Annotated in this window: 20 protein-coding genes; 2 read left to right on the top strand and 18 right to left on the bottom strand. The window is 43.3% G+C overall.

The genetic code is table 11. The features are described from left to right. The 3 genes from DWV34_RS11700 to DWV34_RS11690 are packed head-to-tail and all read right to left on the bottom strand — an operon-like array spanning position 1 to position 1,703. Positions 1-795 (bottom strand): PTS mannose/fructose/sorbose/N-acetylgalactosamine transporter subunit IIC, encoded by a 795-nt coding sequence (locus tag DWV34_RS11700; protein ID WP_006566187.1) that lies wholly within the window; start codon positions 793-795, stop codon positions 1-3. Positions 796-810: 15 nt separating this feature from the next. Further along, complete coding sequence (locus tag DWV34_RS11695) at positions 811-1,296, bottom strand: PTS sugar transporter subunit IIB (RefSeq protein ID WP_006566188.1); 486 nt, start codon at positions 1,294-1,296, stop codon at positions 811-813. Next, positions 1,293-1,703, bottom strand: a complete 411-nt coding sequence (locus DWV34_RS11690; protein WP_006566189.1) for a PTS sugar transporter subunit IIA — start codon at positions 1,701-1,703, stop codon at positions 1,293-1,295. Before DWV34_RS11690 ends, DWV34_RS11695 begins: the two co-directional genes overlap by 4 nt. A 312-nt stretch (positions 1,704-2,015) precedes the next feature. Here DWV34_RS11690 and DWV34_RS11685 point away from each other — a divergent pair, with 312 nt between their 5' ends. Continuing rightward, positions 2,016-2,855, top strand: coding sequence for a class II aldolase (locus DWV34_RS11685; protein ID WP_022260721.1), 840 nt, complete (start codon positions 2,016-2,018; stop codon positions 2,853-2,855). A 69-nt stretch (positions 2,856-2,924) separates the two neighbouring features. Here the strand turns inward: DWV34_RS11685 and DWV34_RS18120 are convergent, their stop codons facing one another. The 11 genes from DWV34_RS18120 to DWV34_RS11630 all read right to left on the bottom strand — a co-directional run bounded on the left by DWV34_RS18120 (position 2,925) and on the right by DWV34_RS11630 (position 12,520). Continuing rightward, positions 2,925-2,999 (bottom strand): hypothetical protein, encoded by a 75-nt coding sequence (locus DWV34_RS18120; RefSeq protein ID WP_225103786.1) that lies wholly within the window; start codon positions 2,997-2,999, stop codon positions 2,925-2,927. Beyond that, positions 2,975-3,265 carry an ATP-binding protein gene (locus DWV34_RS11680; RefSeq protein ID WP_118476264.1) on the bottom strand — a complete coding sequence of 97 codons (291 nt, stop codon included), beginning with the start codon at positions 3,263-3,265 and terminating at the stop codon, positions 2,975-2,977. Before DWV34_RS11680 ends, DWV34_RS18120 begins: the two co-directional genes overlap by 25 nt. Positions 3,266-3,549: 284 nt before the next feature. Next, positions 3,550-4,239: a triose-phosphate isomerase gene (locus tag DWV34_RS11670; RefSeq protein ID WP_009290960.1), complete on the bottom strand. Its 690-nt coding sequence runs from the start codon at positions 4,237-4,239 to the stop codon at positions 3,550-3,552. A 10-nt stretch (positions 4,240-4,249) separates the two neighbouring features. Beyond that, positions 4,250-4,771: a YjbQ family protein gene (locus DWV34_RS11665; protein ID WP_009290959.1), complete on the bottom strand. Its 522-nt coding sequence runs from the start codon at positions 4,769-4,771 to the stop codon at positions 4,250-4,252. Positions 4,772-4,789: 18 nt separating this feature from the next. Then, positions 4,790-5,662, bottom strand: a complete 873-nt coding sequence (locus DWV34_RS11660; RefSeq protein ID WP_009290958.1) for a class II fructose-bisphosphate aldolase — start codon at positions 5,660-5,662, stop codon at positions 4,790-4,792. Next, complete coding sequence (locus tag DWV34_RS11655; RefSeq protein WP_009290957.1) at positions 5,656-6,162, bottom strand: hypothetical protein; 507 nt, start codon at positions 6,160-6,162, stop codon at positions 5,656-5,658. The genes DWV34_RS11660 and DWV34_RS11655 overlap by 7 nt, the downstream gene beginning before the upstream one ends. A 12-nt stretch (positions 6,163-6,174) precedes the next feature. Beyond that, positions 6,175-7,536, bottom strand: a complete 1,362-nt coding sequence (locus DWV34_RS11650; protein WP_009290956.1) for a PTS galactitol transporter subunit IIC — start codon at positions 7,534-7,536, stop codon at positions 6,175-6,177. Between the two features lie 27 nt (positions 7,537-7,563). Further along, a complete protein-coding gene (locus DWV34_RS11645; protein ID WP_009290955.1) occupies positions 7,564-7,848 on the bottom strand; it encodes a PTS sugar transporter subunit IIB in 285 nt (94 codons plus the stop codon). Positions 7,849-7,897: 49 nt separating this feature from the next. Next, on the bottom strand, positions 7,898-8,362 hold the full coding sequence (locus DWV34_RS11640) for a PTS sugar transporter subunit IIA (protein WP_022260723.1): 465 nt from the start codon (positions 8,360-8,362) through the stop codon (positions 7,898-7,900). After that, positions 8,343-10,409 carry a BglG family transcription antiterminator gene (locus DWV34_RS11635; protein WP_006566199.1) on the bottom strand — a complete coding sequence of 689 codons (2,067 nt, stop codon included), beginning with the start codon at positions 10,407-10,409 and terminating at the stop codon, positions 8,343-8,345. Before DWV34_RS11635 ends, DWV34_RS11640 begins: the two co-directional genes overlap by 20 nt. Before the next feature lie 182 nt (positions 10,410-10,591). Beyond that, a complete protein-coding gene (locus tag DWV34_RS11630) occupies positions 10,592-12,520 on the bottom strand; it encodes a BglG family transcription antiterminator (RefSeq protein ID WP_009290952.1) in 1,929 nt (642 codons plus the stop codon). Positions 12,521-13,564: 1,044 nt separating this feature from the next. Here DWV34_RS11630 and DWV34_RS11620 point away from each other — a divergent pair. Next, positions 13,565-14,479: a nucleotidyltransferase family protein gene (locus DWV34_RS11620; RefSeq protein ID WP_009290951.1), complete on the top strand. Its 915-nt coding sequence runs from the start codon at positions 13,565-13,567 to the stop codon at positions 14,477-14,479. Between the two features lie 78 nt (positions 14,480-14,557). Here DWV34_RS11620 and DWV34_RS11615 read toward each other — a convergent pair whose 3' ends face one another. The 4 genes from DWV34_RS11615 to DWV34_RS11600 all read right to left on the bottom strand — a co-directional run bounded on the left by DWV34_RS11615 (position 14,558) and on the right by DWV34_RS11600 (position 18,503). Then, on the bottom strand, positions 14,558-14,971 hold the full coding sequence (locus DWV34_RS11615) for a 3D domain-containing protein (RefSeq protein WP_009290950.1): 414 nt from the start codon (positions 14,969-14,971) through the stop codon (positions 14,558-14,560). 318 nt (positions 14,972-15,289) lie between these two features. Further along, positions 15,290-16,111: an Mrp/NBP35 family ATP-binding protein gene (locus DWV34_RS11610; RefSeq protein WP_009290949.1), complete on the bottom strand. Its 822-nt coding sequence runs from the start codon at positions 16,109-16,111 to the stop codon at positions 15,290-15,292. A 2-nt stretch (positions 16,112-16,113) separates the two neighbouring features. Beyond that, on the bottom strand, positions 16,114-16,770 hold the full coding sequence (gene rpe / locus DWV34_RS11605; RefSeq protein ID WP_006566328.1) for a ribulose-phosphate 3-epimerase: 657 nt from the start codon (positions 16,768-16,770) through the stop codon (positions 16,114-16,116). A gap of 92 nt (positions 16,771-16,862) precedes the next feature. Next, positions 16,863-18,503: a Na/Pi cotransporter family protein gene (locus DWV34_RS11600; RefSeq protein WP_118476262.1), complete on the bottom strand. Its 1,641-nt coding sequence runs from the start codon at positions 18,501-18,503 to the stop codon at positions 16,863-16,865. Between the last annotated feature and the right edge of the window lie 118 nt (positions 18,504-18,621).

The raw sequence follows: 18,621 nt of genomic DNA, 5'->3' as shown, positions 1-18,621 counted from the left end.
TTAATCGTCCTCCTCATCATCTTCATCGTCAATGACTGCTGCCTTCGCCGGTTCCATAGCGGAAGTAACCTGAACGTACACAACTGCCACAAGCAGTGCGATAATACCCAGTGTCAGCAGCGGAAGTTTTGAATACACAGCCAATAAAAATCCTACAAACAAAAATACTTTGGATTCTCCTTTAAAGATGTACTGCAGTGTGATTGCAATTCCGAGTGCAGGCATTAAACCACCTATGATCTGGAAGACGGTCAGCACTTTTCCGCTTAACATATTCAGGATTCCCTGGATATAGTTAGAACCAAAATATGCAGCAAGAGCACACGGGATTGCCGTCATAAGAAAGCACATAATCTGTGGAAATAAGACATTTGCCCGCCAGATTTTGTTATACTGTTCTTTTTCTATATACTTATCTGCAATATGTACAAAGAAGCAGTCAAAGGTCATACGTCCTGCCCAGACGATCGTTCCGAGAATACCGATCGGAACTGCCAGTGCCAGAGCAGTATCGGTGTCCAATCCGCCGACAATCGCATAGGCTGTTCCCAAGACTCCTGCCAGTCCCATATCAGCCGGCATACTTCCTCCTGCAGACATAAACCCAAGGTAAACTAAGTTGATGGTTGCTCCGATCACGGCTCCCTGTACCGGATGGCCCAGAATCAAACCGGTAATCATACCGCAGACCAGCGGTCTCTGTAAAGACCAAAGGCCTACAAACGGCAGGTTTCCAACTGCCAGCCAGTAAACAACCCCGCATAAGGCTGCCTGTATGATGGTCATCTTTTCCATATATACTTCCTCCTTCTATTTATCCAAGTATCCAGTAACTTCAATCACCTGCTGTTCCGGTACCAGCTGATAATAGACATGAACATTCTTCGCCATCAAATTTTTAATCGAAGCAATTTCATCCGGATCACAGGCTACATTTTTAATAAATGGTGTCCTCTCTCCTCTAAGTCCCATTCCTCCCAGATTCACATCGGTCAGTTCGAGTCCTAAATCTGTCATACGGTCATAAGTGATAGGAGTTTTCGTGAGGATCATGACTCTCTCTCCCGCTTCTTTCGGGTCTTTCTTAAGAACCTCTGCTCCCTTTTCTGTTCCGTATACATTTACTTTTACACCATTTGGAGCAAGTGCCTTGATCACTCGTTTGTTGAACTTATCTGCCGCAACTTCATCATCGACTACGATAATCCTGTTGACATTTAAGCTCGGAGTCCACACTGAGACAACTTCCCCATGGATCAGCCGGTCATCGACTCTGGCTAATACAACATTTTTCATTCCTCGTCTACCTCCTCAAATAGTTTTCTTACATCTTTTACTGTTCCCGGTGCTGCTTCAAGAAGCCCTGCGCAAATCTCTTCTGCGCTTTTCCCAGCATAACGTCCCATCATCACTTCTACCATTAACGGAAGATTAATTCCTGTTACATGGTAAATGTCATGGTGTTCCATCAAAGAAACTATCGCATTAAACGGGCTTCCGTGGAACAGATCCGATACGAAGAGTATTTCTTCCCCTTCTTTCGTATTTTGAATTTCCGCTTCCAGTTTTTCTGTCAGTGTTGCCACCGTCTGTTCCGGAAACAGTCCATACGCCACCAGGTTTTCCTGTTCTCCGACAAGCATTTGGGTACTCTCCACCAGCCCTTTTGAATAGCTTCCGTGGGATACTGCAATGACCTTCATTCCCTTACCTCCTTTTCATCTGGCCTTCGATGTAATTGAAGTATATCATGCTGACTCTGCTGTTTTTCACAAATGTTTGCACAATCAATACCGCAGTACCTGACAGCATTTTGCATGATTGACTGCGCAATTTATTACGCAGATACTCCTTTCATTCTGCACTTATTTTGCGGGATACTTTGCGCAATAAATTAAATTATTCAAGGTATTTTCATTGTTATAATCGAATCAAGCTTAGTACGTACTGGTGAACGGTAAAAATGAAAATTTCAGATTAGATAGGAGGAAGCGGCTTTTTGTATATGCCGCTATATGAAAATGAAAATTGTAAACGGCTTTGACCTGATGAAATATGCAAAAGACAACCATTATATTCTGCCTGCGTTCAATACAACCAACCTGGAAATGACTTATGCCATCGCCAAAGGATTAAATCAGGCAGGACTTCCGGGATATATCCAAATATCTTCCAATAATCTGCGGCTCTCAAGCCCGGACACGATCACTTATCTGGCAAAAGATGCACTGAAAGACAGTGATGTGCCGATTGGTCTTCATCTGGATCACGGAAAGTCTTATGAACACGTAAAGGCATGTGTGGATGCAGGCTTTACTTCTATTATGATCGATGCCTCCCATCTTCCGTTTGAAGAAAATATTAAAGAAGTGAAACGCGCAGTAGAATACTGCCACTTTTACGGTGTTCCGGTAGAGGCAGAGCTTGGTGCGCTGCAGGGAAAAGAAGAGGATATTGTAAATGAAGCGGACAGCAAAACAGATCCGGAAATGGTCGCTGACTTTGTGGAAAGAACCGGCTGCGATCTGCTTGCGGTTTCCGTGGGAAACGTTCACGGTCTGGATCTGACTCCAAAAGTAGATCTTCCGTTATTAGATGAAATCTCAAAGGTTTCCCCCGTACCGCTCGTAATGCATGGCGGTTCCGGGATTCCGTTTGAAACGATTCAGAAGGCAAGAGAGTTTAACTTGTTGAAAGTAAATTACGGATCTGATTTAAGAAAGGCTTTTATTTCTACCTTTGGAGAAGCGTATGAACAGAACCATAACGAAGTGAATGTCATTGGGCTTAGCATTCAGTCCATAGAAAATGTCAGCAAAAAGGCGGCGGAGCTGGTAACGATTATCAACGAATAAACAGTGATTAACAAAAAGGGACACGATTGTCATAAGACTGATCGTGTCCCTTTTCGTTTAAAATACTTTTCACTTTCCTTTTCGCCGTGACCCTTCACGGACAATAAATCCTTTGTCTATTAATTTTTTGGTTCTCCTCTGCACCTTGCTTCTGGATAATCCAAATTTTGCAGAGTAACAGTAAACTCCACCCTGTGAGAAAAAAATTTTGGTTCCAATCCTTCTCGAAAGTTTATCGCACTTTTATAAGCACTCGTTATTTTATTCAGTCCGCTTCCCTGCCGTTCCATATATCCTAACCGATGAAATACATCTGCCAAAACCGGATTTCTTCGTGTAGATGGTATTGTATCAATATTTCGCTCCTGAATCCTCGTTCCATCAGGCATTCCTCCTGTAGAATCTATCATGACATTTTCCACATGATTTCCGTTCGGCTCTTAAAATGCCTCATTCCAATCATGTGGAAAATGGACGTAACGTCTGTTGGAGAAGGGTTTCTGCCAAAAAAGGTGCCACTTTTCGAAAGTTATTTATCACTATTGGAGGAGCGCATTTCAAAAGCGCGACGGAAATAGTAGTAAATAACTCATACTATATTTTTCTATTTTCTCATTATTTATTCTTTCCTTTGCACAAAAAACCCATAATTTCTGCCCGCAGAAATTATGGGTTTTCCTAAAATTAATTTAATCTAATCAGAAGCTTTTACTGCCCTCACAATGGCCTCCGCCATCTCCCTGATCCTGACAGCCGGAGAAGGAGCATTTAAAATCCCGGACGTTCCGCCCGTGCCGTCGGCCCCAAGCCTTATCATATTGTAACAGTCCTCTGCCGTGCTGACTCCGGAAGCAACCACCACCAGTACATCAGGATTTACTTTTCGTACCTGATCGATTGCTTCCATTGTATAAGCATCGTCTGCTACCTGACCGGTTCCGATCAGATCCGTCGGTTCCGCCAGGACAACATCCGGGTTCATACACGCCACGGCTTTTGCTTCCGTAATGGAGTCCGCACATACGATAGAAGTCATGTCAAGCTCGGCTGCGCGCCGGATACATGCATATAGGTCAGACAGCGTCTTAGGATTTTCGGCATGGTTCAGAAAAACTGCATCCGCTCCTGCTTCCTTTAAAGATTCCGGAAGAACATGCCCCATTCCCCGTCCTGGTGTGAGCGGGTCCATAGACTGTACGCATACAATGATGTTTTCCGTATTCTCACGGATCATTCTCACATCTGCATATGGACAAGTAAAGATAATCGGCAGTCCGGTATCTTTAGCCGCCTGATCTGCGGCCTTCGCCAATTTAAGACTCTCGTTTCCGTATAAATATGACTTTGGATTTACAATCAAAAACGGTGACTGCATATTTCCCATGTTCTCCTCCTTACTCTCCAATGACAACTATTTTACATTTTCTTTCCCGGGGACGCGTGCGGTCAAAGTCTACAAAATAAACATATCCTGTAACACCGACTCCTAATTTGCCGTCCTCCACATCAAAGATCTCGCTGGACCCGAGAATCGTAGATCTCAAATGTGCATCTCCGTTGAATAATGCGGTTCTGTCTCCTCCCGGAAGCCAGAAATCCAAATCCGGCCAGGTTTCCACTTCTTTATAGTGTTCTTCTCCCGGATAATGGTATTGATCCGCGCTCACATGATCCGGAATGATCTTTGCTAAAGCATTGTTTAAGTCTTCCTGTAAAAACTCATCCCCATTCTCATTGTAGTCGTGGACAAATTCCTCAAAAAACACAGAACAGGTAGTATGCGGAGAAATGACCGCACAGAGTCCGCTTTTAATCCCGCTTTCTTCAATCACCCTTTTTACTTCCGGAGTCACATCAATATAGGTAGGTGTTTTGCCATGTGACTGTACTTTGATCGTATCTTTATATACTGCCATTCTTTCTTTCCCTCCAAATCATTTCTTCTGGAATACTTTCAGCGCTTTTTTTACATCCTCTTTGACTGCCTCTGTAGCTGCCAGGGACATGGAATCATAAAACAGCGGTTTTGATTCATCTTCCCAGTATTCTTTTGAAGCCTTTCCTCCAGCCGTATTCATGTAAGTATAATAGTTTACTTTGCAGATACCATTTTCAATGGCCACCCTGTAATCTTCATCTGACACACCGGAGCCTCCGTGCATTACAAGAGGCACTCCGGCCGCATCGCGGATTTCTGCAACCCGGGGAAGATCCAGTTTAGGCTCTGTCAGATATACTCCGTGGGTTGTTCCAAAAGCCACAGCCAGACAGTCCACACCGGTCTTCTCCACAAATTCCCCTGCAACCTCAGGATCTGTATAAATGGAATCTAAATCATCATAATCATCTTTGCCGTCAGATCCGGCTCCTTCTCCCTGAACAACCTGGGAAGTAAAGATATGCCCTAATTCAGCTTCCACGCCGGCGCCGACTGCATGGGCAATTTTAACGATCTCTGCTGTTTCTTTTACATTGTCTTCAAAACTTTTTGCAGAAGCATCATACATGACGGAAGTAAATCCGAGATGAAGTGCCTGGACACAGCGTTCAAAGCTGCTTCCGTGATCCAGATGAAGCGCAACCGGCACTTTGGCCCGTTTTGCATAATATTTAAGGATTGGTCCGATCTCGTCAAGATCGATCAATTCGTCATGACTCTGGGCATGCTGCAGGATCACCGGGCATTCCAGCTCCTCTGCCGCCTGAATAATCCCCCGGATTGCTTCCAGTGTGGTTCCGTTAAATGCGCCGACTGCTTTCTTTTCTATTTTTGCCTGGTCAAGTAATTCTTTTAATGAAACTAACATTTACATCCTCCCGTTTTTTTTAACCGTTCCCGTCCCTGGGTCCTTGCTTTTGAGACCAGAGAGTCCGGGTTGATCTGTGCATCCAGATCATAAAAGAATTCTTCCAGCTCCTTTTCATCAGAAAATTCGGAAATTCTTACCCAGTATCTTCCCCTCATGATCCCGCCGCCGTCAAAGGTCATATACATTTTTGTTCCTCCTGCCAGCGGCCTCATGCTGTACTTGCTGATCTGACTGATCTCATATGTATGGCTCCTCCCGTAAGCACAGAACACTACGGTCTTCCCGCTGTCAATGCGGACTTCAGACGGATTGCTGAGTGACACAAATACATTAAAGACATTATAGAGACACAGTCCAAAAACCAGTAAATACAGCAGATGATGTCCTGCGGCCAAAAACTGATAAAGGCAGAACACTCCGATGGCCGCAGTAAAAATCCCGGGTGCCGTCATTTGTATAGAAAAATGAGATGGTTGATATACGTAGCTCTTCATCATTTTTACCTTTCTTTATGCATCAGCATGTAATTCTTTTGCTTCTTTGATAATTCGTTTTCTGTTCATCAGAGCTAATCCAACTGCAACTGCTACCGCAATGATGAGTCCGACTGCTCCCACAGAATGTGCCTTTACAAGTACCCATGACAATGGGTTTGCCCCGTCACAGATAGAAGAAATCGTAGCGGCACCCTTAGGAATGGCAAAATTTACGGATTTTGCAACTGCAGTGATAGACGGCGCCAGGTTGGTAGAAATATAAAGTCCTCCAACCAGGCAGACGATTCCTGTGATCAGTGCCCGGAAGCCGTTTCCTCCTACCAGCGGCACGATCAGAACAAACATATATGGCAGTACAGATAAGTCAGTCATCGGAAGCACAGTATTTCCAGGAAGGATCACTGCCAAAAAGACTGCCAATGGAACCAGGATCAGGGATACTGTTAAACATACCGGATGCCCGACACCTACGGCTGAATCCAGTCCGATGTAAATTTTTCCTCTGTTCGCAAACTTAGAAGATACAAATTCCTGGGCCGCATCAGAAATCGGCATGAGGCCTTCCATTAACAATGCTGCCATTTTGGGGATCAATACCATGACAGCACCGAGGGTGACACCAATCTGCAGTACCGTCTGTACATTGTTTCCTGCCAAAGCTGCAATGATGATTCCCAAAACAGTTCCAACCAGCATCGGTTCTCCGAATACACCAAAACGTTTCTGAAGCTTTTCAATATCGATGTTAATATTTTTCACTCCCGGAATAACGTCGATGATCTTGTCTACGACGATAGCAATCGGCACAAATGCCGCTGTAAACCCATGAGGGAGGGACACTCCCGGCATGCCCAGGGTTTCCTCTACTTTCGGCGCCGTGTAGTCACCGATTACCATGATGATCACCATATTTAAAATCGCTGCGATAATTCCATAAGCAAAATTTCCTGTCAGAACATAGATCAGAGAACCGGTAAAGGCAAAATGCCAGTAGTTCCATATATCCACGTCCAGGGTCTGTGTCGTGTTGGTCAGCAGCATGACAATATTAACGATCAGACCGATTGGAATAATGATCAGCCCGATTGTCGTACCAAAAGCGATCGCTGATGCTGCCGGCCAGCCGATATCTACGGTGGAGAGGGCCAATCCAAATCTCTGAGCCATCTGCTGTACCGCGGGAGCCAGGTTTTCGCCCATCAGTCCTGTAACCAGATTCAATCCGATAAACCCGATACCTACCGTCAGGCCTCCACGAAGGGCCTTGCCAAATTTGGCACCTAAAACCACACCTATGATCGTTAAGATGATCGGCATCATGACACTGGCGCCGAGTGAGTTAATATAGCTGAATACATCAATAATTGCCTGCATAATAATCCTCCTTTTATCTGCCTGTTTTTACTTTTGCATCTCTTCCAAAATGGAAGTGTACAGTTTGTCCAGCCCTACCCCGGTCAGCAGGGGAAGTCCTGCCAGCACCGGACATTTGACATCACCGCTTACTAAAGTAGTAGAAACACAGAAGTCAACATTTCCGGATTTCTCAACGACTTCGGAAACCTGGCACTGTTCAATTTTGTATTTCCCCGAAAATCCGTGCTCATCCAGATAAGCTGAAATTTTCTGGTTTGCAACCGTTGATGTAGCGACTCCTGATCCACATGCGATTAAGATTTTTTTCATGATATATTCTCCTTTATATAAAAAATATTAATAAGTTCGTTTTTATGTGCTAATCTATTAAGTCACCCAGGACTTCATCGATCTTATCCACACTGCCTGATCTTAAAACTTTTAAAACCTCCTGATCCTGGCATGCCTCGATGAGTTTTTGGAGCAGCCCCAGCTGGTCTTCTTTTTTCTTGATTGCCAGCATAAACAAAAGAGATACTCTGGTTTTCTCACCCTCCATTCCCATGACGCAAAATTCCACCGGCTGATCAAGGACGCCCAGACAGATGGCCGGCTTTTTTACATATTCGGGATCTGTATGCGGGATCGCCACATTGATCTCTCCGGTTGGAAGTCCGGTCGGAAAATTCTCCTCCCGTTGGATGATGGCATCATGAAATCCTTCCGTTACATATCCCTCCTGAAACATGGCCTCAGCCATTTTCCCCAAAACTTCTTTATCATCTGAACCTGACAAAGAAACTGCAAGGTAATGTTTGTCTGTGTTACTGGTTATCATTTTCATTGTCTTTCTCCTCATTATATTTTGAATTTAATCGTTTGATCGTATTTAAAACAGCTTCTGCATCCGGCAGAGAATCTAATATTCTGCGGATCTGTTCATTCCCAAAAATCATCATCAGATCATAGATTGCGCTGTTGATACTTTTTGCGCTCTGAATGCTCATTCCGATCACATACCGCACCGGATCATTGTTTCCGCTGTGAAAATCAATCGGTTCTTTTAATCTCAGGATCGATGCCGCCTCCTCAATGACGCCCTGTTCCGCGCTTGCGTGCGGCAGCGCCGTTTCCGGACAGACGACAATATAAGGACCGTTTCTTTTGATATTCATAACCATTTCATCTACGTATCCAGGCTCCACTGCGCCTGTGGAATGCAGCAGATTCCCCGACTGACGGACCGCGTCTTCCCAATCTTTTGCCTCGTATCCCACCTGAATCCTCTGCTCATTCAGCAGATCATAGAACGCACCCTGAATATTGACATCAGGAGGACTTGTGATTTCCGGCTCCCGTTCTTTACCTTCTCCGCCGTCTCCCTCCCGTATTTCCAGGACCTTTCTCTGAATATCCAGGATATCGTCCTTCTCGAGCATAGGAGACCGGACTTCTACATAAGGGATGTTCACATCATCCAGCGGGATCGTTGATATGATCATCTGGGTTCCGTTTTTCTCGATCTCCCTCATATTATGGAAAGAAGAGATACTTACGATCTCGATCATATCATCCAGCGTCTTCAGTTTCGCCATCATAAATTGTGCAGTCCCTCTTCCGGTTGCACATACAAGAGCCACTTTTACTTTTCTGCTCTTTTCTGTCTCTGCCTTTTCTTTTTCCATCACAGAGGCAAAATACAGTACCATAAAAGACATTTCATCTTCCGAAAACTTCTGGCCCACATAATCCTCCAGGGAGCCGAGATGCTGCTTCACACTCTCAAAAATCTCAGGATAATCCTGCATTAAAGTATCCTTCAGCGGATTCACCAAAACTTCGCTGTTTTTCAGACGGTGCACCGCGGACCTCATATGGGCCACCAGCAGGTCATAGAGAGTAAAGTCCAGATAAAAGTCAATTCCAAAACAGCTGGAAATCTGATAGATCGTTTCCGCGATCATGACTCTTAATTCCAGAGCATTTGTTTTCTGTGCATCATCTTTCAGATAACTTTTTCCGTTCAGGCATTCTGTATAGTAAAGGATTTCGACCTCACGCACATCCATCTGAAACATGTCAGAAATTTTCCCGAACAGTCCTTTGCTGAACGTGTACTTGGAGCCTTCTTTTAAATAATTCCATTCGTTGGTGAAATACCCCGGAAGAAAGTGCTTTCGTACGATCCGGTTGGCTACAATCGTAAGCTCTGTCACAGCCTCAAAAAAAGAATAGTCGGCAAAAAATATCTGTGTCTCTTCCTCTTCTTCCAGAATACAGTTTTTCATCTTCTCGTAAATTTCCAGGCTGTCTGCCTCTTTTAACAGAAGATTCCAAAAAACACTCAGATCATATCCGTTCTTGTAATAATTGTCGTCGCCGTTTACTTCTAAAAGCTTTAAGATACCTTTCCGTACATCCAGCTCCGATGCCTCAATAATATATCCCCTCCTTACCTGGGATACCAGCGTCATTCCATTTTCTTTAAACCAGATTTTCAATTCCTGAAGATCTTGAAGCAGGGTATTGCGGCTGACGCCAATCTTTTCTTTCAGCTGGTCCACCGTCACATATCCGCTGGCATTCAGAAGAATCATTGCCAGAATGGTGGAACGTTCCTTTTTTGAAAGGTAATAAGTATAAAAGTCGTACTCGGATATAAATTTCTCATAGGCCCGGATATCAACTTTTTTATCTGTGTCAATCCACAGCTTTCCGTCAAGATCCGAGGCGATGACCGGCAGCTCATATGCTTCCAGATCTTTATTCAGCTCTTTTATATCTGCCCGTATCGTTCTCTCCTGTATATGATATTTCTCCTCTAATCCGGAAACGTCTGCATGGATACCGAGGATCAGATCCTTCAGAATCTTATTGCTTCTCCTGTTCATTTTTCTCCTCCTTGAGCTTAATTCTATTCTAAATCCATTTTATCCGACAAAAAAGTCCAATCAGTTGCAATGGAAAAACGTGAAATTGGGTTAATTTAAAACTGCCCGGCCTTCTCTCTATAACATAAAATCAGAGCAGAAATCCCAAAAATGAATTTCTGCCCTGATTTTATTAAACGATCTTAAATTGTCTCCGTGCTGTTGATGCCTGTCTCCAAAGCCCCTTTTACCAGCCGGATAAAATTAGGATAAGACGGATCTTCTACCAGACGTTCCACCAGAGACTTATCGGCAAACATTTTGGAGAAATAATCCCAAAGCTGAAATGCCTGCGGATTATTTTTTCCGATGTGCATCAGCATCACCAAGTGAACCTCATTTTTCTCTTCATCCCAAATGATAGGTTCTTTCGATACGCATACTGCCACAAACGTATCGGATGAAACCGCATACATCGGATGAGGCACTGCGATCTGCTTGCTGAAAAAGGTACTGCCAATTTCTTCCCTCTGTAAAACCTGGGAATGAAGATTTTCTACCTGGAAATAAGCAGTGGATTTTTCGCAGAGCATACTGAGCACTTCTTCCTTATTCGAAGACTTCACACTGGAAAACAGCTCCGGATGAAAAATATCTGCCACATCTTCTATATCCTTAAATCCATCAATATTAAGCTTAATATTCATATAATCATGCTGATTGGGGAATGTATCCACATACATTGCCAGCCCCTTCTCAAAAAATTCTTCTTTTTCTGTGGTCAGAAAGATATCATATTCGTCCAGCATGTCTTCCGTCACATCCATAGGATTGACGAAGTCTATAACAGAGACATACTCCGAGAACCATTTCAGCAGGGTCTGTTTCATCAAAAGCGTCATACTGTTTTTCAAAGCGGAGATCACGAGAATCCGTTTATTCCCCTGGCGGCTGTTCAATTCCAGAAGGCTGCTGTAAAAATGGACGGCCAGAAGCGCCACTTCATCTTCTGACACCCTCTTTCCATACTGCTGATGAAGCAGAAATGCAAAATAAGCCCCAATATCATAGCCAAGCGGGAAAGTCTCCCGGATATAGTTGAGCATATCATTTTTGACCTGCATATCATATTTGATTCGGATACTCAATGACATACAGTGCAGCGCCAATGTGATCCGCAGATTTATGTTGTCCGTAAAATCTACCCCAAAGTTCCGCCGGATTTCTTCAAAAGCTTCAGAAATAAAATTATCCATCTCCTGAGTAATCGTATCGGAATCTCTGTTATTTCCCTGTCCCTTCAGGTATAGAGAAAAATACCGTATCTCCTCATCCGGTACTTTTATGAAGAATCTCCGGCTGATCTTCCCGAAGACTGCTTTGGCTATCTCGTATTCATTGCCCAGCTGTTCCGAAATATCCAGTTCGCCCGGCTGTATGTAAAATCCTTCGCCCATCCGGCAGATCATGATATTTAAAAACAGGATCGCATTGTTGAAGTCCGTGTCCATAATGTGATACTTATAGTTTACAAAAATATCAGTCAGTATATTTTTAATCTTTGCAAGCTGTCTCTCATCAATATATACCATGCCCTGTTCGTTTTTGATATGGGCCAGATAGAGATCCTGTTCCGCCAGGCATCGTCTCTTATTGATCTCATATCCGTCAATCATGACTTTATTGCTGCTTTTTAATAGTTCCAGCTGGAACTTTTCAAGGACTTCCTCTACTTTCTTTAAATCATTCTGCAGTGTGGATCTCGAAATATAAAACTTGTCTTCTAATTCCATAACAGATACAGCCCTGTGTCTGTTCAGAAGCAAAAGCAGTATCTTGCTGATCCGGCTTGTAGGATAATTAAGAGATACTGTTGTGTACTGCTGGTACAGAGAATTCACGAATGCGGAAAACTCATCATAGTTTTTAACTTGGATACAGCTTCCCTTGGAAGCCTTGGAAACCAATTCCGCACATGTCTCATCCGCAAGTTCCTTTCGGATCACTTTCATGTCCCCCTGAACGGTCCTGAGACTCACGTCCAGTTTCTTTGCAAAATGAGACGCAGTCAGGAACTCATCGGAGTGATTGCAGAATTCTAATAAAATTTCAATTTGTCGTTGGTTTAACATTCAAATCCCTCTTTTGTATTGCATCTATATCCGCTGGTCATATATATCATTATACCTTAACGGGATCCTATTCCGCAACTGGTGATCATCGTGGCTGTGACTGGTCAAAGAAAGATCTCTGTCAAAAATCAGGTATCCTTGTAACTATGTAATAAAGATCCGGGGAACCGGATCTTTGGGATAAAGAAAGATTGTTAATTTTAAGCAGAATATTGTTTTATTGAACTTCACTAATGCTTTTAGGACAACTCTTGTTATTGTTTATCGTAATATAGCCGACTGTTTTATCATCTATAACCTCATTTCAATACAACTCTTGTTATTGTTTATCCAACGCTTTTAAGCCATTTCTGATTTTTATTATAGCCAGTTTTCCTGATAAAATCAACGTTTCCTTTGTTTAGTACCAACCATTTTAATTTTATTCGCTTCTCAGCGAAAACTATCTCTAATCCGCCATTTCACGCCGCTTATCAGGTTTTCTGCCTGTTCCGGGGTTGGGAAACTCAGACGGCCTCTCTGTACGTTTCACATCACTTCTCATACTCTTCGAATGAACCTGCTTCCTGTGATAAGATATGACATTTTCCACATGATTTCCGTTCGGCTCTTAGAATGCCTCACTCCAATCATGTGGAAAATGGACGTAATGTCTGTTGGAGAAGGGCCTCTGTCAAAAAAAGGTGCCACTTTTCGAAAGCTATTTACCACTATTGGAGGAGCACATTTCAAAAGCGCGACGGAAATAGTAGTGAATAATTCATGACATTTTCCATACGATTTCCGTGCGGCTCTTAGAATGCCTCACTCCAATCGTGTACAAAATGGACATATTATCTGCTGAAGCAGGCTGCTTAGAAACCAAAGGTGCCACTTTTCGAAAGTTATTTACCACTATTGGAGGAGCGCATTTCAAAAGCGCGACGGAAATAGTGGTGAATAACTCATACTTACAGGGCACACCGTATTTCATACCCTTCGGGTGGACGTGCTTCGCACGATAAGGTATAATGTTGTTCAGAAATTGATTTGGAGGTATCAAAAGTGAAAAAACCAGCGTTAGTCATTCTTGCCGCCGGCATGGGCAGCCGATACGGCGGGCTGAAGCAGATGGATCCTATGGATGACCAGGGACATGCAATCATTGATTATTCTATTTATGATGCAAAACGGGCCGGCTTTGGAAAAGTCGTGTTTGTGATAAAAAAAGGGATTGAAAAAGATTTTAAGGAGACAGTGGGTTCCAGGATACCGGACGGAATGGAAGTCTGCTATGCTTTTCAGGAAGTGGACAGCCTTCCTGCCGGCTTCTCTGTCCCGGAAGGCAGGGTAAAACCATGGGGTACTGCCCATGCGGTTCTCTGTGCCAAGCCATTTATTGCGGAACCATTTGCCGTTATCAATGCCGATGATTATTACGGTATCCACGGTTATCAGGCTATGGCCCAGTTTCTTACAAAGAAATCTTCTTCCGCCAAAGCAAAATTTGCAATGGTCGGATACCATCTTGGAAATACCGTGACAGACAGCGGATATGTCTCCAGAGGAATCTGTGAGGTAGATGAAAACCATCAGTTAGTCTCTATCACAGAGCGGACACATATTGAAAAACGCGGGGATCATGCTGAGTTTACGGAAGATGACGGAAACTCATGGACATCCCTCCCGTTTGACACTCTCGTATCAATGAACTTTTTTGGCTTCCGCCCTATGATCATGGATGAATTGGAGACTGGTTTTTCAAAATTCCTCTCTGCTTCCCTAAAAGAAAACCCATTAAAATGTGAATACTTTATTCCAAGCGTGGCCAGCCAGCTGATGGAGGAAAGAAAAGCTACAATGGATGTTCTGGTCTCCAAAGACCAATGGTACGGTGTGACCTATAAGGAAGATAAACAGCATGTCATGGATGCCCTTAAGACCATGAGATCTGAAGGGCTGTATCCGGAACATTTTTAAAGAAAAATAGGACAAAATCATTCCTAAGCAACAAAAAAACTGCTGTACATTTGGATACGATGTACAGCAGTTTCTCACTTATTTTTTAATTTTGTATACTTTGACGTTGTTCTTACGTCCGAACTGTTTTACTTTTTTATGGGATTTAAAGTAAACATCAATGTGTTTTCCTTTTACTCCGCCGCCTACATCCTCGGCAACATAAGTTTTACCCTTAATTTTAACCTTGCTTCCCAGTTTGATCTTTCTCTTATCCACGGCAATCGTACGCCCCTGTTTGGCTCTTCTTCCCGTAGCAGTTTTGTTTCCATAGCCACCGCTGCATTTTCTGCATCCGCAGTATGCGGTCAGTTTATATTTTCCTAAGTACTGTACTTTTTTAGCCTTCGCTTCTGTGGATGATGAACCGGTGAACAGTGCACCCGTCACTACTGCTGCCATCATGGCAAGCAGTAAAAGTTTTTTCTTTGTTGCTATTTTTAAAAATTTCATAATGTCCTCTTTCTAAATCAAATCATTTCGGTTACTGTATAACCTATGATAGTTTTTTAAAATTTATTCTTACTTTTTAAATATTTGAAATATTTTTGTAATAACTTAGTGCTAGTTTACTTAACATTTGACGATTTGTCAACCGTTGTATGAAAAAAAGAACACGTTTAAACCAAGTTTTCCCAAATTAATATTACAAATTCATTACAAAAAAAGAGACGAATCCATCGGATTCATCTCTTTTTTCATAAATATTTTTCTATATTTCATTGTAATCTGATAATATCAAAAAATTCGACATTATATGCGAAACAATATTTAAAGGGTTTCGATCACTCCGTCTAAATAAAGTTCCTCTACATCTTCAATCAAACCTTCATCACATGCCTTTGTAAGTTTCGGATCAATCGGAAGTTTTCCTAATACTGGGATCTGATACTTTTCGGCAATTCCGTCGATATGACTCTCTCCAAAAATAGAAATCTCTTTTCCGCAGTCAGGACATTTGATGTAACTCATATTTTCCACGATTCCGAGGATTGGAATGTTCATCATCTTAGCCATATTGACCGCTTTTTCAACAATCATTCCAACCAAATCCTGAGGGGTAGCTACCACAACAATCCCATCCAGAGGCACGGACTGGAATACTGTCAGAGGCACTTCCCCTGTTCCCGGCGGCATATCCACAAACATCACGTCGATGTCACGCCATAATGTCCTGCCCCAAAACTGCTTGACCACATCGGCCACTACCGGACCTCTCCAGATCACCGGCTGAGTCTCCTCTTCCAGCATCAGGTTGACTGACACCACCTCGATACCCAAGTTTGTGAGCGCAGGCAGAATAATCCCTTCCTGATTGCCCAAAAGTCTTTCATGCAGACCAAAGGCCTGGGGAATCGACGGTCCTGTCACGTCTCCATCCAGAATACCTGTGTGCAGGCCTTTTCTGTTTGCCGCCACCGCAAGCAGGGCTGTGGTCAAAGATTTCCCCACACCTCCCTTGCCGCTCACTACTCCGATCACCTTTTTTACACTGCTGTCTTTATATAATGGTTCCATAAAATCTGTCTGTGACTGCGTTCTGTCAGAACAGCTTTCCCCGCAGCTGCTGCAGTCGTGAGTACACTCACTCATCTCTATACCTCCATTGCCTTAAATAAATTCTTTATATTTTGTTCAATATCTCCGTTGAATACGGCAGATCCGGCTACGAATACATTCGCACCGCAGTCTTTGATATGAGCAATATTATCAGCTGTTACTCCTCCGTCCACCTGAATGTCCACATCGAGTCCTCTGTCTGTAATCATTTTTCTCAGATCCCTGATCTTCTGATCCATTGCTTCTATATAAGACTGTCCTCCGAAACCTGGATTCACCGACATGATGAGTACCATATCAAGATCATCCAGCACATAGTCAAGGACACTCAGCGAAGTTGCAGGATTCAGTGAAACTCCCACTTTGCAGCCTTTCTGCTTGATCTGCTGGATCACACGTCCGAGATGGGTGCACGCCTCTGCATGTACTGTAATATAGTCTGCCCCGCATGCCGCAAATTCATCAATGAATCTGCCCGGCTCCTCTACCATCAGATGGACATCGAATACTTTGTCCGTTGCACTGCGGATGCTTTTGATGACCGGCATTCCAAATGAAATATTCGGAACAAAGTCTCCGTCCATCACATCAATATGAACCCACTGTGCCCCAGCAGCGTCCGCTTTTTTGATATCGTCACCAAGTGTCTTGAAATCTGCCGATAAAATCGACGGCGATAAAATGTATTCCATGCTACCTTCTCCTTTTTTCCTCTAATACACTAACAGTTGTATTATATCATAACTGAAACAAAAAAAGGGAAGAAAAGCTCTTCCCCTTAACACTAAACTTCCTCTGCAATTTCCCTCATAGCTTTGGCCATGTTCCACAGGTGATCACCGATACGTTCAAAATCTACCAGCATTTCGGAATAAATGATACATGCCTCATCATTACATTCTCCCCGTTTCATCCTCATTAGATGACTGTTGTAAAATTCTTGGGTTTTCGTATCCACAAAGCGCTCCATCTCATGGAGATCCTCAAGCCATTTCTTTGTGTCCTCGATCTCTCTCTGAAAATAGCGGAACATGTTGTGGCAGATCTGCTTCATCTCTTTTAACTCTGCTCTTGCCTGACGTGAGAATTTAATCTCTTTTTCTTCGATAATCTTTGTATAGTCACAAATATTTACTGCATGATCCCCGATGCGCTCTATATTTCCTGTCATCTTAAAATACAAACTGATGAGCTCGGAAGTTTTCTCGTTCGTCTCAGATACCATCATCTTTGAAATAATCCCTGAGATCTCTTTATTGAGGTAATCAATATATTCTTCCCTCTCCTCCACTTCCTTCAATTTATGGCTGTTCCCAACCAGAAAAGACTGGAAGCTTTCATCCACATTTTCCTTCGCCATCTCAAGCATCCTGCGGATTTCCTTTCCCACTTCCTCCATGTGGATGGCAGCGCCTCCAATTCTGGGGTCCAGCCCTGCATCCCAGCTTCTTAAATACTTCAAATGCTTCTGCTTTTGTTTTTCTGCCTCCTTTTCCGGCAGAATCTTTACTGCGAGAGATGCCAGCTGATTTCCAAATGGGATCAGAAGAAAGCTTGTGGCAAGATTAAACAGGGTATGCATATTGGCAATTTGTCTCGGAGCATTTCCAGGCGTCCATGCTGCCACGAAATCACTCAGCGGCAGGGTCAGACACACTGTTGTGAAAATGATTGTACCAATAATGTTAAACAGCAGATGAATCACTGTGGTCCGTTTTGCGCTTCTCCCTGTTCCGATAGCCGCAAGAATCGCAGTAATGCATGTTCCTATATTCTGTCCGAATAATACAAACACTGCACTGTTAAACCCGATCAGCCCGCTGGCTGCCAGGGCCTGAAGAATACCTACGGATGCAGAAGATGACTGGATTAATGCCGTAAATCCCGCTCCTGCAAGAATACCGACGATCGGATTCGAGAATTTCGTCATAAGATTAATAAATGCAGGTGCATCTCTAAGCGGCATCATCGCTGTACTCATCATATCCATACCGATAAACAGGACGCCCAGCCCGGCAATGATTTGTCCTATGTACTGAATCTTGGGTTTTTTCAGAAACAATACCATTGCTACCCCGGCAAATGCGAAGATCGGTGCCATAGCTCCTACATCAAGTGCGATCAGCTGTCCGGTAATGGTTGTCCCGATATTGGCTCCCATGATGATCCATACTGCCTGATTGAGCGTCATCAGTCCGGAGTTTACAAATCCCACGACCATGACCGTTGTAGCCGAAGATGATTGAATGACAGCCGTGATGCCCGCACCTACAGCTACTCCCAAAAATCGGTTGGATGTCAATTTTTCTAAAATGCGTTTCATACGGTTGCCCGCAGCCGCCTCAAGCCCGGCACCCATCATCTGCATTCCGTACAGGAACAGGGCAAGTCCCCCCAGCAGGCCCATTACAATCGTTGTATTCATATTTTATTCTCCTTTGTCTCACATTCAATTTAATAAAATTTAACAGCAATTTTATTTTACATGATTTTCGTGGAGAATTATGTTAAATCCTTGTAAAATCAAGGTTAAACTTCAGAAC

Source organism: Anaerostipes sp. AF04-45, from assembly GCF_003461725.1.
In the GTDB taxonomy this organism is placed as follows: Bacteria; Bacillota; Clostridia; order Lachnospirales; family Lachnospiraceae; genus Anaerostipes; species Anaerostipes caccae.
The sequence above is the reverse complement of the archived record's forward strand: the minus strand, read 5'-3'. Positions and strand labels throughout refer to the sequence as shown.

Excerpts from the sequence above, each read along its gene's own strand:
- DWV34_RS11700 (WP_006566187.1), bottom strand. The coding sequence starts at position 795 with ATGGAAAAGATGACCATCATACAGGCAGCCTTATGCGGGGTTGTTTAC.
- DWV34_RS11695 (WP_006566188.1), bottom strand. The coding sequence starts at position 1,296 with ATGAAAAATGTTGTATTAGCCAGAGTCGATGACCGGCTGATCCATGGG.
- DWV34_RS11690 (WP_006566189.1), bottom strand. The coding sequence starts at position 1,703 with ATGAAGGTCATTGCAGTATCCCACGGAAGCTATTCAAAAGGGCTGGTG.
- DWV34_RS11685 (WP_022260721.1), top strand. The coding sequence starts at position 2,016 with ATGAAAATGAAAATTGTAAACGGCTTTGACCTGATGAAATATGCAAAA.
- DWV34_RS11680 (WP_118476264.1), bottom strand. The coding sequence starts at position 3,265 with ATGATAGATTCTACAGGAGGAATGCCTGATGGAACGAGGATTCAGGAG.
- DWV34_RS11670 (WP_009290960.1), bottom strand. The coding sequence starts at position 4,239 with ATGGGAAATATGCAGTCACCGTTTTTGATTGTAAATCCAAAGTCATAT.
- DWV34_RS11665 (WP_009290959.1), bottom strand. The coding sequence starts at position 4,771 with ATGGCAGTATATAAAGATACGATCAAAGTACAGTCACATGGCAAAACA.
- DWV34_RS11660 (WP_009290958.1), bottom strand. The coding sequence starts at position 5,662 with ATGTTAGTTTCATTAAAAGAATTACTTGACCAGGCAAAAATAGAAAAG.
- DWV34_RS11655 (WP_009290957.1), bottom strand. The coding sequence starts at position 6,162 with ATGATGAAGAGCTACGTATATCAACCATCTCATTTTTCTATACAAATG.
- DWV34_RS11650 (WP_009290956.1), bottom strand. The coding sequence starts at position 7,536 with ATGCAGGCAATTATTGATGTATTCAGCTATATTAACTCACTCGGCGCC.
- DWV34_RS11645 (WP_009290955.1), bottom strand. The coding sequence starts at position 7,848 with ATGAAAAAAATCTTAATCGCATGTGGATCAGGAGTCGCTACATCAACG.
- DWV34_RS11640 (WP_022260723.1), bottom strand. The coding sequence starts at position 8,362 with ATGAAAATGATAACCAGTAACACAGACAAACATTACCTTGCAGTTTCT.
- DWV34_RS11635 (WP_006566199.1), bottom strand. The coding sequence starts at position 10,409 with ATGAACAGGAGAAGCAATAAGATTCTGAAGGATCTGATCCTCGGTATC.
- DWV34_RS11630 (WP_009290952.1), bottom strand. The coding sequence starts at position 12,520 with ATGTTAAACCAACGACAAATTGAAATTTTATTAGAATTCTGCAATCAC.
- DWV34_RS11615 (WP_009290950.1), bottom strand. The coding sequence starts at position 14,971 with ATGAAATTTTTAAAAATAGCAACAAAGAAAAAACTTTTACTGCTTGCC.
- DWV34_RS11610 (WP_009290949.1), bottom strand. The coding sequence starts at position 16,111 with ATGAGTGAGTGTACTCACGACTGCAGCAGCTGCGGGGAAAGCTGTTCT.
- rpe (WP_006566328.1), bottom strand. The coding sequence starts at position 16,770 with ATGGAATACATTTTATCGCCGTCGATTTTATCGGCAGATTTCAAGACA.
- DWV34_RS11600 (WP_118476262.1), bottom strand. The coding sequence starts at position 18,503 with ATGAATACAACGATTGTAATGGGCCTGCTGGGGGGACTTGCCCTGTTC.